Origin of the sequence: Pseudomonas alkylphenolica (assembly GCF_016009175.1) — a bacterium.
Taxonomy (GTDB): domain Bacteria; phylum Pseudomonadota; class Gammaproteobacteria; order Pseudomonadales; family Pseudomonadaceae; genus Aquipseudomonas; species Aquipseudomonas alkylphenolica_B.
Window position 1 is genome coordinate 13222 of the sequence record NZ_JADUCM010000020.1, and the last position, 13276, is coordinate 26497.

Sequence of the window (13276 nt, forward strand, 5' to 3'; positions counted from 1 at the left end):
GCGTCCGATGACTAGTTTGCATGCTGACGAGGCCTTTCTCGGCCATTACCAGTTGAATCACGACCCCTTTGCTGCGCGGGTGCCCGGCTTCAAGTTTTTCCCGGCGCAACGCAAGCCTGTGCTGGGTCAACTGCATCACCTGGCGCGCTACAGCCAGCTGTTGCTGGTGGTAACCGGCCCGCAAGGCAGCGGCAAGACCTTGCTGCGCCAGGCGCTGGTGGCCAGCACCAACAAGCAGTCGGTGCAGAGCGTGGTGATTTCCGCGCGTGGCGCCAGCGATGCTGCCAGCGTGCTCGCCCAGGTAGCCCAGGCCCTGGGCGTTGCCCAGCCCGAGGTCCCGGAGTTGCTGGCGCAAGTGGTGCAACTCGCACTCACCGGCCAGGAAGTCTATCTGTTGGTGGATGATGCGGAACAACTGGACGCGTCGGCACTCCAAGCCTTGCTGGAATTGGCAGCGGGCACTCCTGAAGGGCGTCCGCATGTGTTCCTGTTCGGTGAGCCGTCATTGATCGCCGGGCTGGAAGAGCTGAGTGAAGACCTGGAGCGTTTCCATGTCATCGAGCTTGCGCCCTACAGCGAAGAAGAAACGCGGGAATACCTTGAGCAACGCCTTGAGGGTGCGGGGCGTGGCATCGAGGTGTTCACCAGTGAACAGATTGTCGATATTCACCAACATTCGGACGGCTGGCCTGGCGCAATCAACCAGGTCGCTCGCGATACCTTGATCGAAGCCATGATCGCCAGCCGGACAACGGCCAAGCGACCATCAATGGGGTTCAATATGCCTAAGAAACACGTGCTGGCACTCTCTGCTGTGGTGGTCGTTGCTGTTGCGGCTGCCGTGCTGATGCCGAAAAAGGGCGACCAGGCGCCCACCGCACCGGCAGAGCAGGCTCAACTGCCGCTGGGTCAGGGCCAGCCAGGTGCTGCGCAGTCGAACAATGGTGGCCCTGCCATCGAATTCGCCGGCAACTCGCAACCGATGCCACTGCCGCTGGTAGGCCAGTCGCAGCCGGTGATGCGTGGCCCGCTGGCCGAAGCGGCTGGCATGAATGAAGGTGAAGAGGGTGGCCCGGCTGGCGATACCGCGCTGCAGCCGCCTACCGTAACCACCATTGCGCCGCCTGCAGGTGTGCAGCCAGGCCCTGCACCGACGCCGGCACAACCTGTTGTTGCCCAGGCACAGCCAGTGGCGCCTGCGGCTAAGCCGGTTGCTCCGGCTGCCAGCAAGCCGGTTGCGCCAGCTGCCAAGCCTGCCCCGACCCAGGTTGCGACCGCCAAGCCTGCGCCGAAGCCTGCCGAGAAGCCCGCAGCCAAGCCGGCCGCTGGCGGCAGCTGGTACGCCGGGCAGAAGCCGGGTAACTATGTCGTGCAGATTCTCGGCACCAGCTCCGAGTCTACGGCCCAGGCCTACGTGAATGCCCAGGGTGGCGACTATCGCTACTTCAAGAAAACCCTGCAGGGCAAACCCCTGTATGTCATCACTTATGGCAACTTCGCCAGCCGTGATGCAGCGCTGGCTGCAATCAAAGCCTTGCCAGCCAAGGTCCAGGCTGGTAAACCTTGGCCACGTACCGTCGCCAGCGTCCAACAAGAACTGGCCGCGACCCGCTGATAAAGCTGGGTGGCATTACCCCCGCCACCCCTGCTGAGCGACTCCTGAATTACGGTCAAGCCTGCTGCGTGAATGCGCGGCAGGCTTTTCTGTCCCAGACTGCCGGCCACAAGCCCATCTTGCAGTCCAGGCTGAAACGCTTCAGACTCAAGCCATGCTGTTACCACGGCGCACGCTTAAAAACATTCAAAAATGCGACATGGACTTACGACATTTCGTCGTAAATTTGTGGGCTTCCCTGTCGCTGTGCAACAATGGCTCCCCTATTGCCCCCGCAAAGCTGGCATTCGTTCGGCGTGGATGGTAAGTGGTTGTACTAAAAAGAGATTTGCCTTGGTGAGAGGCGAACCTGGTGAGAAAGTGTCTATGAAAACAGGTCTGTACCATCCCGAAGAATTCAAGGATAACTGTGGTTTTGGCCTGATCGCCCATATGACGGGTGAACCCAGCCACCACCTTCTGCAAACAGCTATGCAGGCACTGACCTGCATGACCCACCGCGGTGGTATCAACGCTGACGGCAAGACCGGCGACGGTTGTGGCCTGTTGATGCAAAAGCCTGATCAGTTCCTGCGCGCAGTCGCCCAGGAGCAGTTCGGCGTTGAGCTGCCCAAGCAGTACGCGGTCGGCATGGTGTTCTTCAATCAGGACGCCACCAAGGCAGAAGCGGCACGCGACAACATGAACCGCGAGATCCTCGCCGCGGGCCTGACACTGGTGGGCTGGCGCAAGGTGCCGATCGACACCAGCGTCCTCGGTCGCCTGGCGCTGGAGCGCCTGCCGCAGATCGAGCAGGTGTTCGTCGGCGGTGACGGCCTGAGCGATCAGGAATTCGCCATCAAGCTGTTCAGCGCCCGTCGTCGCTCGTCCGTGGCCAACGCCGCCGACACCGACCACTACATCTGCAGCTTTTCGCACAAGACCATTATCTATAAAGGCCTGATGATGCCGGCGGACCTCGCCGCCTTCTATCCGGACCTGGACGACGAGCGCCTGCAGACCGCCATTTGCGTGTTCCACCAGCGCTTCTCGACCAACACCCTGCCGAAATGGCCGCTGGCGCAGCCATTCCGCTTCCTCGCCCACAACGGCGAGATCAACACCATTACCGGTAACCGCAACTGGGCCCAGGCCCGCCGGACCAAGTTCGAGAACGACCTGATCCCGGACCTGGAAGAACTCGGCCCGCTGGTAAACCGTGTCGGCTCCGACTCTTCGAGCATGGACAACATGCTCGAGCTGATGGTTACCGGCGGCATCGACCTGTTCCGTGGCGTGCGGATGATCATTCCGCCAGCGTGGCAGAACGTCGAGACCATGGACGCCGACCTGCGCGCCTTCTACGAATACAACTCCATGCACATGGAGGCGTGGGACGGCCCGGCCGGCGTGGTATTGACCGAAGGTCGCCACGCGGTCTGCCTGCTCGACCGCAACGGCCTGCGTCCGGCGCGCTGGGTCACCACCAAGAACGGCTACATCACCCTGGCGTCGGAAATCGGCGTGTGGGACTACAAGCCTGAAGACGTGATCGCCAAGGGGCGTGTCGGCCCGGGCCAGATCTTCGCCGTGGACACCGAGACCGGCCAGATTCTCGACACCGACGCCATCGACAACCGTCTGAAGTCGCGCCACCCGTACAAGCGCTGGTTGCGCCAGAATGCCCTGCGCATCCAGGCCGACCTCAGCGACGACCAGGGCGTGGCCAGCTACGACGCCGACCAGCTCAAGCAATACATGAAGATGTTCCAGGTCACTTTCGAAGAGCGTGATCAGGTGCTGCGTCCGCTCGGCGAACAAGGCCAGGAAGCGGTCGGCTCGATGGGTGACGATACGCCGATGGCGATCCTCTCCCAGCGCGTGCGTTCGACCTACGACTACTTCCGTCAGCAGTTCGCCCAGGTCACCAACCCGCCGATCGACCCGTTGCGTGAAGCAATCGTCATGTCGCTGGAGATCTGCCTGGGTGCCGAGCGCAATATCTTCCAGGAATCCCCTGAGCACGCCTCGCGGGTCATTCTCAGCTCGCCGGTGATTTCGCCAGCCAAGTGGCGTTCGCTGATGAACCTCGACCGCCCAGGCTTCGAGCGTCAGCTGATCGACCTCAACTATGAAGAAAGCCTGGGTCTGGAAGCCGCGGTGCGCAACATCGCCGACCAGGCCGAAGAAGCCGTGCGCAGCGGCAAGACCCAGCTGGTGCTGAGCGATCGTCATATTGCTCCGGGCAAACTGCCGGTGCATGCCTCGCTGGCTGTCGGTGCGGTGCATCACCGCCTGACCGAACTGGGCCTGCGTTGCGACAGCAACATCCTGGTTGAAACCGCCACCGCGCGTGACCCGCATCACTTCGCCGTACTGATCGGTTTCGGTGCTTCGGCCGTATACCCGTACCTGGCCTACGAAGTGCTGGCCGACCTGATCCGCACTGGCGAAGTGCTCGGTGACCTGGACGAAGTGTTCAAGTACTACCGCAAGGGCATCTCCAAGGGCCTGCTGAAGATCCTGTCGAAGATGGGTATCTCGACCATCGGTTCCTACCGTGGTGCGCAGCTGTTCGAAGCCGTCGGCCTGTCCGAAGAAGTCGTCGAGCTGAGCTTCCGTGGTGTCGCCAGCCGCCTCAAAGGCGCGCGCTTTGTCGACATCGAGAACGAGCAGAAGCTGCTCGCCGCCGAAGCCTGGAGCCCGCGCAAGCCGATCCAGCAAGGTGGTCTGCTGAAGTTCGTCCACGGCGGTGAGTACCACGCCTACAACCCGGATGTGGTCAACACGCTGCAGGCTGCCGTGCAGCAGGGCGACTACGCCAAGTTCAAGGAATATACGGCGCTGGTCGATTCGCGTCCGGTGTCGATGATCCGCGACCTGCTCAAGGTCAAGGTCGCCGACCAGGCTCTGGCGCTGGAAGAAGTCGAGCCGTTGCAGGACATCCTCAAGCGTTTCGACTCCGCCGGTATTTCCCTCGGCGCACTGTCGCCGGAGGCACACGAAGCCCTGGCCGAAGCAATGAACCGCCTCGGTGCCCGCTCCAACTCCGGTGAGGGCGGTGAAGACCCGGCCCGCTACGGCACCATCCGTAGCTCCAAGATCAAACAAGTGGCCACCGGCCGTTTCGGTGTCACGCCGGAGTACCTGGTGAACGCCGAGGTGTTGCAGATCAAGGTCGCTCAAGGCGCCAAGCCGGGCGAAGGCGGTCAGCTGCCAGGCGGCAAGGTCAACGGCCTGATCGCCAAGCTGCGCTACGCCGTGCCTGGCGTGACCCTGATTTCGCCACCGCCGCACCACGACATTTACTCGATCGAAGACTTGTCGCAGCTGATTTTCGACCTCAAGCAGGTCAATCCGCAGGCGTTGGTTTCGGTCAAACTGGTGGCAGAAGCCGGTGTCGGCACCATCGCCGCCGGTGTGGCCAAGGCCTACGCTGACCTGATCACCATTTCCGGCTACGACGGTGGCACCGGCGCCTCGCCGCTGACCTCGATCAAGTACGCTGGCGCGCCGTGGGAGCTGGGCCTGGCTGAAACCCACCAGACCCTGCGCGGCAACGACCTGCGCGGCAAGGTCCGGGTGCAGACCGACGGCGGCCTGAAAACCGGCCTCGACGTGATCAAGGCCGCCATCCTCGGTGCCGAAAGCTTCGGCTTCGGCACTGCACCGATGATCGCCCTGGGCTGCAAATACCTGCGTATCTGTCACCTGAACAACTGCGCCACCGGCGTGGCGACCCAGAACGACAAGCTGCGCAAGGACCACTACATCGGTACCGTCGACATGGTGGTGAATTTCTTCACCTACGTGGCCGAAGAGACCCGCGAGTGGTTGGCCAAGCTGGGCGTTCGCAGCCTCGGCGACCTGATCGGTCGTACTGACCTGCTGGAAATGCTGCCGGGCGAAACCGAGAAGCAGAAGCACCTCGACCTCAGCCCGCTGCTGGGCAGCCCGCACGTGCCGGCCGACAAGCCGCAGTTCTGCGAAGTCGACCGCAACCCGCCATTCGACAAGGGCGTGCTGGCCGAGAAGATGGTGCAGATGGCCTTGCCGGCGATCCGCGACCTGTCCGGTGGCGAATTCGAGCTGGATATCTGCAACTGCGACCGCTCCATCGGTGCACGCATTTCTGGTGAAGTTGCCCGTCTGCATGGCAACCAGGGCATGGCCAAAGCGCCGATCACCTTCCGCTTCAAGGGCACTGCCGGTCAGAGCTTCGGGGTGTGGAACGCCGGTGGCCTGAACATGTACCTCGAAGGTGATGCCAACGACTATGTCGGTAAAGGCATGACCGGCGGCAAGCTGGTCATCGTGCCGCCTGCGGGCAGCCCGTTCGCTACCCAGCACAGCGCCATTGTCGGCAACACCTGCCTGTACGGCGCCACTGGTGGCAAGCTGTTCGCCGCCGGTACCGCGGGCGAGCGCTTTGCTGTGCGTAACTCCGGTGCCCACGCGATTGTCGAGGGTACAGGCGATCACTGCTGTGAATACATGACCGGTGGTTTTGTCTGCGTACTGGGCAAGACGGGCTACAACTTCGGCTCTGGCATGACCGGCGGTTTCGCCTACGTGCTGGACATGGACAACAGCTTCGTCGACAAGCTCAACCACGAGCTGGTGGAAATCCAGCGCATCACCGGTGAGGCCATGGAGGCGTATCGCAGCCACCTGCACCGCGTGCTGACTGAGTACGTCGAAGAAACCGGCAGCGAATGGGGACGCGAGCTCTGGGAAAACCTGGACGACTACGTGCGTCGCTTCTGGCTGGTCAAGCCAAAGGCGGCCAACCTGAAGAACCTGCTGTCCAGCACCCGTGCCAATCCGCAGTGATATGCGCCTGAAGAGTTTGATGAGGTTTTGAACATGGCTGAACGTCTGAGTAATGACTTCCAGTTCATCGAGGTCGGGCGCAAGGATCCGAAGAAGAAACTGTTGCGTCAACGCAAGAAAGAGTTCGTGGAGATCTACGAGCCCTTCAAACCCCAGCAGTCGGCCGAACAGGCCCACCGCTGCCTGGGCTGTGGCAACCCGTACTGCGAGTGGAAGTGCCCGGTACACAACTTCATCCCCAACTGGTTGAAGCTGGTTTCCGAAGGCAACATCCTCGCCGCCGCCGAGCTGTCGCACCAGACCAACACCCTGCCGGAAGTGTGCGGCCGGGTGTGCCCGCAGGATCGCCTGTGCGAGGGTGCCTGCACCCTCAACGACGGGTTCGGCGCGGTCACCATCGGTTCGGTGGAGAAGTACATCACCGACACCGCCTTCGCCATGGGCTGGCGCCCGGACATGTCCAAGGTCAAGCCGACCGGCAAGCGTGTTGCCATCATCGGTGCCGGTCCGGCCGGCCTGGGTTGTGCCGACGTGCTGGTGCGCGGGGGTGTGGCCCCGGTGGTGTTCGACCGCAACCCGGAAATCGGTGGCCTGCTGACCTTCGGTATCCCCGAGTTCAAGCTGGAAAAGACCGTGCTGAGCAATCGTCGCGAAGTCTTCACCGGCATGGGTATCGAGTTCCGCCTCAACACCGAGGTGGGCAAGGACATCAGCATGGAACAACTGCTCGAAGAGTTCGATGCAGTGTTCATGGGCATGGGCACCTACACCTACATGAAGGGCGGCTTCCCCGGTGAAGACCTGCCAGGTGTGCACGATGCCCTGGATTTCCTGGTGGCCAACGTCAACCGCAACCTGGGCTTTGAAAAGTCGCCGGAAGATTTCGTCGACATGAAGGGCAAGAAGGTTGTGGTGCTCGGTGGTGGCGATACGGCAATGGACTGCAACCGCACCTCCATCCGCCAGGGCGCCAAGGCCGTGACCTGTGCCTACCGCCGTGACGAAGCGAACATGCCAGGCTCGCGCAAAGAGGTGAAGAACGCCAAGGAAGAAGGCGTTAAATTCCTCTACAACCGCCAGCCAATTGCCATTGTCGGTGAAGACAAGGTCGAAGGCGTAAAGGTGGTCGAGACCCGTCTCGGCGAGCCGGACGCCCGTGGCCGTCGCAGCCCCGAGCCGATCCCGGGCTCCGAAGAGATCATCCCGGCCGACGCCGTGGTCATCGCGTTCGGTTTCCGTCCGAGCCCGGCTCCGTGGTTCGAGCAGTTCAGCATCCAGACCGATAGCCAGGGCCGCGTTGTGGCACCGGAGAAGAACACCTACAAGCACCAGACCAGCAACCCGAAGATCTTCGCCGGTGGCGACATGGTCCGCGGTTCTGACCTGGTGGTGACGGCGATCTTCGAAGGGCGCAATGCCGCCGAGGGAATCTTGGATTACCTGGAGGTCTGACAAGGCCTCATCGCTGGCAAGGCCAGCTCCCACAGGTCCTGGAGACACCTCAAACCTTGTGGGAGCCGGCCTTGCCGGCGATGCTTTTAACTAAATCTATTGACCTGTCACAAGTCGATAGACAAAAGGCACGGTACTTACCGTGCCTTTTCCGTTGGTGTCTGAGAAAATGCCCGCACTTTTTTTCCGGATGCCGACATGACTGCCCTGAAGAACGATCGTTTCCTGCGTGCACTGCTCAAGCAACCCGTAGACGTCACGCCTGTCTGGATGATGCGCCAAGCCGGCCGCTACCTGCCGGAGTACCGCGCCAGCCGCGCCAAGGCCGGTGACTTCATGAGCCTGTGCATGAACCCGCAGTTCGCCTGTGAAGTGACCCTGCAGCCGCTGGACCGCTACCCGCTGGACGCCGCGATCCTCTTCTCCGACATCCTCACCATTCCCGACGCCATGGGCCAGGGCCTGTATTTCGAGACCGGCGAAGGTCCGCGCTTCAAGAAAGTCGTCAGTACCCTGGCCGATATCGAGGCGCTGCCGATCCCTGATCCGCAGAAAGACCTCGGCTACGTCATGGACGCGGTCAGCACCATTCGTCGCGAGCTCAATGGCCGTGTGCCGTTGATCGGCTTCTCCGGCAGCCCGTGGACGCTGGCCACCTACATGGTTGAAGGCGGCTCGTCGAAAGACTTCCGCAAAACCAAGGCCATGCTCTACGACAACCCGCAGGCCATGCACCTGCTGCTCGACAAGCTGGCGCAGTCGGTGACCACCTACCTCAACGGCCAGATCCTGGCAGGTGCACAGGCGGTGCAGATCTTCGATACCTGGGGCGGCAACCTGTCGGCGGCGGCGTACCAGGAGTTCTCCCTGGCCTACATGCGCAAGATCGTCAGCGGCCTGATCCGCGAGCACGAAGGTCGCAAGGTGCCGGTGATCCTCTTCACCAAGAACGGCGGCCTGTGGCTGGAAAGCATTGCCGACGCTGGCGCCGATGCCCTGGGCCTGGACTGGACCTGCGATATCGGTGAAGCCCGTCAGCGGGTTGGCAACAAGGTTGCCCTGCAAGGCAACATGGACCCGACGGTGCTGTACGCCAAGCCGGAAGCCATCCGTGCTGAAGTCGGGCGTATCCTGGCCAGCTATGGCAATGGCAGCGGCCACGTGTTCAACCTCGGCCACGGCATTACCCCGGAAGTCGATCCTGAGCATGCCGGTGCATTCATCAACGCCGTGCACGAGCTGTCGGCGCAGTACCACCAGTAAGCTTTTCAGCAGTATGAAGCGCCCGGCCAATGCCGGGCGTTTTGCTTTTAAGCTTCAGTTCAGCCTGCCCGGATAACCTGTCTTCATCAAAACCCGGACAGGATCTTCATCATGAAAACCCGCTACCTCGCACTGCTGCTTGCCCCGCTGTTCAGTACCGCTGCCCTGGCCGCTGGCTATACCGGCCCGGGCGCACAACCGGTAACCACGGTTGCTGCCGCCAACGACGCCGCTGATGACACGCCGGTGGTGCTGCAGGGCTATGTGGTGAAGAAGCTGAACAACGATGACAAGTTCGAGTTCAAGGACACCACCGGCACCCTCACGGTCGAGATCGACAAGGAAGACATGCCGCCGGTGGCCTTCGACGAAAAGACCAAGGTCAAACTGACCGGTGAAGTCGAGAAGCACCTGATGAGCCGTGAAGTGGATGTGGATCTGGTTGAAGTCATCAACTGAAAGCCCTGGCTCCAACCTGCGTTGGAGCCGGCTTGCTGGCGATGGTGTGACGATACTCACGCCTTGGGCGGCAATCGGCTCAGGTGCACTGCCACCAGCAAGGCCACCACCAGCAAGCTGCCGATGAACAGACCGATGCCGTTCCAGCCGGCTTCATGCCAGAAAATGCCACCGGCCGTCCCGGCCACACTCGACCCCGCGTAATAGCTGAACAGGTACAGCGACGAGGCCTGGCCCTTGGCTTTGGTCGCGCGCCGTCCGATCCAGCTGCTGGCCACCGAATGTGCGCCAAAAAAGCCGAAGGTGAACACCAGCATGCCGACGATCACCAGCAGCAAGGGGCTGAACAGGGTCATCAACAGGCCGCCGAACATCAGCACGATGGTGCCCCAGAACACCTTGCGCCGTCCCAGCTTGTCGGCCAGGGCACCGATCTGTGCCGAACTGTAGATGCCCGACAGGTACACCACCGACAGCAGGCCGACGAGCGCCTGGCTCATGTGGTAGGGATCAGCCAGCAGGCGGTAGCCGATGTAGTTGAACAGGGTGACGAAGGCCCCCATCAGCAGGAACGCCTCAAGGAACAGCCACGGTAGGCCGGCATCACGAAAGTGCTGGGTAAAGCCCTCCAGCAGGCTGCGCGGATGCATCGACTGCGGGCGGAAGTTGCGTGACTCGGGGAGCACTTTCCAGAACACCACGGCGGCGATAAGGGCCAGGCAGCCAATCACCAGCAGGGCCGTGTGCCAGCTGACGAAGTCGATCAGTACGCCGGTAATCAGCCGGCCGCTCATGCCGCCAATCGCGTTACCGCCGATGTACAGGCCCATCGCCAGGCCGATGTGTTGCGGGTGGATCTCTTCGCTCAGGTAAGTCATGGCCACTGCCGCGAGGCCGCTCAATGACAGCCCCAGCAGCGCCCGGGTCAGCAGCACGCCGTGCCAGCTGGGCATCAGCGCGCTGACGATGGTGCACAAGGCGGCGCAAAACAACGCGAAGACCATCACCGGCTTGCGGCCGATGCGATCGGAGATGGGCCCGGTGATCAACAGGCCGAAGGCCAGCATGCCGGTCGACACCGAGAGGATCAGGCTGCTTTGTGCGGCATTGATCGAGTACTCATGGGACAGCATCGGCATCATCGGCTGCACGCAATAGAGCAGCGCAAAGGTGGCAAAGCCGCCGCAGAACAGGGCCAGCACCGTGCGCAGAAAGGCCGGTGTGCCTTTTTCTATCCAGCGTTCAGCAAGGGCGGCGGGGGCGTCGACAGGGAGCGGGGGAACATCGTGGACGAGTGGAGCAACAGCAGTTTTCACGGGTGACCTCGGGCGTCACAACCAGAAGTGAAAAAAGCATATAGCTGGCTAATGATCATTTCCAATATATTGTTCGACCTGTTTGAGAGGTTTTGCGACCTATTGGAGCGATCATGGAATTGCGGCACCTGCGTTATTTTATCGCCGTGGCCCAAGAGCTGCATTTTGGCCGGGCTGCCGAGCTGCTGGGCATCTCCCAGCCGCCCCTGAGCCAGCAGATCCAGGCGCTGGAACAGGAGCTGGGCGCGCGGCTGTTCGAGCGTACCAATCGTCGGGTCGCGCTCAGCGAGGCGGGTCGGCTGTTCCTCGAGGAGGCGCGCCTGGTGCTGGCCCAGGTGGACAAGGCTGCCGATGTAGCCCGGCGCGCGCAGCTCGGAGAGCTGGGCGAAATGAAGATCGGCTTCACCTCGTCGGCGCCGTTCAACTCCAGTATCCCCAAGGCCATTTATGCATTTCGCCAGCGTTTTCCGGCCGTGCACCTGAATCTTGAAGAGATGAGCAGCCAGGCGGTGGCCGATGCTTTGCTCGACGAGTCCATCGAGATCGGCTTGATCCGCCCCTTGTCGTTACCCGACAGCCTGGTGGCAACCGAGCTGTTCCGCGAACCGCTGGTCGCGGTCATCAACGCCGCTCATCCTTTGGCCGGTGGCAGCGAAGGCGGGTTGCACATCGCGGCGCTGGCTGACGAGCCGTTTGTGTTCTTCCCCCGCAGCTATGGCAGTGGCTTGTACGCGCAGTTGCTCAACCTCGCCCGGCAGGCGGGCTTCAGCCCGCATTTTGCCCAGGAGGCGAGCGAGGCGATGACCATCATCGGCCTGGTCTCGGCAGGCCTTGGTGTATCGGTGCTGCCGGCGTCGTTCCAGCGCATGCGCATCGACGGCGTGGTCTATCGCCGGTTGCTCGACGAAGGCGCGGACACCGCCGTGTGGCTGGTGCAACGACGTGAGTCGGCGTCGGTGATGGCCGACGCTTTTGCGGCACTGCTGTGCGCTGAACCGTAGCGCCGCATCGAAGGGCTGGATGGTGCTGGATAATCCGGCGCCGCGCCGACATACTCGGGCCTTCCCTGAAACACGGAGGTCTTTCCATGCGGCGCGTGGTGTTCAATCAGAAAGGTGGTGTGGGTAAATCGAGCATCGCTTGCAACCTGGCGGCGGTAAGTGCCAGTGAAGGCTATCGAACCTTGCTGATCGACCTGGATGCCCAGGCCAACTCGACCCAGTACCTGACCGGGCTGACCGGTGAGGACATTCCCATGGGTATTGCCGACTTCTTCAAGCAGACCCTGTCTTCCGGGCCGTTTGCCAAGAAGAACAAGGTCGATATCTACGAAACGCCTTTCGACAACCTGCATGTGGTCACCGCCACCGCCGAACTGGCCGACCTGCAGCCCAAGCTTGAGGCCAAACACAAGATCAACAAGCTGCGTAAGCTGCTCGACGATCTGGACGAAGACTACGACCGGATCTATCTGGATACGCCACCTGCGTTGAACTTCTATGCGGTTTCTGCGCTTATCGCCGCTGATCGTGTACTGATCCCCTTCGACTGTGACAGCTTTTCCCGTCAGGCACTGTACGGTCTGCTGGCTGAAATCGAAGAGCTCAAGGACGACCACAACGAAGACCTGCAAGTCGAAGGCATCGTCGTCAACCAGTTCCAGGCACGGGCCAGCCTGCCCCAGCAGATGCTCGACGAGTTGCTGGCCGAAGGCCTGCCGGTATTGCCGGTGTACCTCAACAGTTCAGTGAAGATGCGTGAATCGCACCAGGCCAACCTGCCATTGATTCATCTGGAACCCCGCCACAAGCTGACCCAGCAGTTTGTCGAGTTGCACGCACTGCTCGAAGAGAACGCCTAGACCCCTTGGCTGCGCAACCACTCCAGGAGTTGCTGGAGTGGGAATGCGCCGCTCTGGCGCGCCACTTCCCGGCCATTTTTGAACAGGATCAGGCTGGGGATCGAACGTATCGCCAATTGCCCCGCCAGTTGCTGGTTGGCCTCGCTGTCCAGCTTGGCCAGGCGGCAGCGCCCGCTCAACTGGCTGGCAGCCTGCTCGAAGATAGGTGCAAAGGATTTGCACGGCCCGCACCAGTCAGCCCAGACATCGATCAGAATCGGCAGGTCGCCTTTGATCTGGCTGGCGTAGTCGCCTTGCTTGAGATCGAAGGGTTTGCTCAGCAGCACCGGGTTTTTGCAGTGGCCGCATTTGGGCGTGTCGCCGAGGCGCTCGGCGGGGATGCGGTTCAGGCCGTTGCAGTGGGGGCAGGGTATTACCAAAGGTTCAGTCATGAAAGGCTCCTTGCAAATTAACGGTTGTTCAAGGGACTGTAGGAGCGTGCGGGCGGCGATCCGACTT

The 13276-nt window shown here is 61.8% G+C and carries 9 protein-coding genes; 7 read left to right on the forward strand and 2 right to left on the reverse strand.

Going from position 1 to position 13276, the window contains the following annotated elements; genetic code table 11:
• The first annotated feature begins 7 nt into the window (after positions 1–7).
• The 5 genes from I5S59_RS17240 to I5S59_RS17260 all read left to right on the forward strand — a co-directional run bounded on the left by I5S59_RS17240 (position 8) and on the right by I5S59_RS17260 (position 9601).
• Entirely contained in the window at positions 8–1615 is a 1608-nt protein-coding gene (locus tag I5S59_RS17240) for an AAA family ATPase (protein WP_197877684.1), read from the forward strand.
• Between the two features lie 366 nt (positions 1616–1981).
• Positions 1982–6427, forward strand: a complete 4446-nt coding sequence (gene gltB, locus I5S59_RS17245) for a glutamate synthase large subunit (RefSeq protein WP_197877685.1) — start codon at positions 1982–1984, stop codon at positions 6425–6427.
• Positions 6428–6460: 33 nt separating this feature from the next.
• Complete coding sequence (locus I5S59_RS17250; protein ID WP_197877686.1) at positions 6461–7879, forward strand: FAD-dependent oxidoreductase; 1419 nt, start codon at positions 6461–6463, stop codon at positions 7877–7879.
• A gap of 198 nt (positions 7880–8077) precedes the next feature.
• Positions 8078–9142 (forward strand): uroporphyrinogen decarboxylase, encoded by a 1065-nt coding sequence (gene hemE / locus I5S59_RS17255; RefSeq protein ID WP_197877687.1) that lies wholly within the window; start codon positions 8078–8080, stop codon positions 9140–9142.
• A gap of 111 nt (positions 9143–9253) precedes the next feature.
• Positions 9254–9601, forward strand: a complete 348-nt coding sequence (locus I5S59_RS17260; RefSeq protein ID WP_197877688.1) for a YgiW/YdeI family stress tolerance OB fold protein — start codon at positions 9254–9256, stop codon at positions 9599–9601.
• A 56-nt stretch (positions 9602–9657) separates the two neighbouring features.
• On the opposite strand, the gene I5S59_RS17265 is transcribed toward I5S59_RS17260, so the two are convergent.
• Complete coding sequence (locus I5S59_RS17265) at positions 9658–10917, reverse strand: MFS transporter (RefSeq protein WP_197877689.1); 1260 nt, start codon at positions 10915–10917, stop codon at positions 9658–9660.
• 113 nt (positions 10918–11030) lie between these two features.
• On the opposite strand from I5S59_RS17265, the gene I5S59_RS17270 reads away from it, so the two are divergent.
• Both I5S59_RS17270 and I5S59_RS17275 read left to right on the forward strand, forming a co-directional pair.
• Positions 11031–11918 carry a LysR family transcriptional regulator gene (locus I5S59_RS17270; RefSeq protein WP_197877690.1) on the forward strand — a complete coding sequence of 296 codons (888 nt, stop codon included), beginning with the start codon at positions 11031–11033 and terminating at the stop codon, positions 11916–11918.
• 86 nt (positions 11919–12004) lie between these two features.
• A complete protein-coding gene (locus I5S59_RS17275) occupies positions 12005–12778 on the forward strand; it encodes a ParA family protein (RefSeq protein ID WP_197877691.1) in 774 nt (257 codons plus the stop codon).
• On the opposite strand, the gene trxC is transcribed toward I5S59_RS17275, so the two are convergent.
• The gene (trxC, locus tag I5S59_RS17280; protein WP_197877692.1) at positions 12775–13209 is read right to left on the reverse strand and encodes a thioredoxin TrxC; all 435 of its coding nucleotides are present in this window, start codon (positions 13207–13209) and stop codon (positions 12775–12777) included. The two genes, I5S59_RS17275 and trxC, sit on opposite strands and share 4 nt — an antisense overlap.
• Positions 13210–13276 lie beyond the last annotated feature (67 nt).

What these genes read in the sequence shown, in the direction of transcription:
- I5S59_RS17240 (WP_197877684.1), top strand. Translation starts at nt 8, where the DNA reads ATGACTAGTTTGCATGCTGACGAGGCCTTTCTCGGCCATTACCAGTTG.
- hemE (WP_197877687.1), top strand. Translation starts at nt 8,078, where the DNA reads ATGACTGCCCTGAAGAACGATCGTTTCCTGCGTGCACTGCTCAAGCAA.
- I5S59_RS17260 (WP_197877688.1), top strand. Translation starts at nt 9,254, where the DNA reads ATGAAAACCCGCTACCTCGCACTGCTGCTTGCCCCGCTGTTCAGTACC.
- gltB (WP_197877685.1), top strand. Translation starts at nt 1,982, where the DNA reads ATGAAAACAGGTCTGTACCATCCCGAAGAATTCAAGGATAACTGTGGT.
- I5S59_RS17250 (WP_197877686.1), top strand. Translation starts at nt 6,461, where the DNA reads ATGGCTGAACGTCTGAGTAATGACTTCCAGTTCATCGAGGTCGGGCGC.
- trxC (WP_197877692.1), bottom strand. Translation starts at nt 13,209, where the DNA reads ATGACTGAACCTTTGGTAATACCCTGCCCCCACTGCAACGGCCTGAAC.
- I5S59_RS17275 (WP_197877691.1), top strand. Translation starts at nt 12,005, where the DNA reads ATGCGGCGCGTGGTGTTCAATCAGAAAGGTGGTGTGGGTAAATCGAGC.
- I5S59_RS17270 (WP_197877690.1), top strand. Translation starts at nt 11,031, where the DNA reads ATGGAATTGCGGCACCTGCGTTATTTTATCGCCGTGGCCCAAGAGCTG.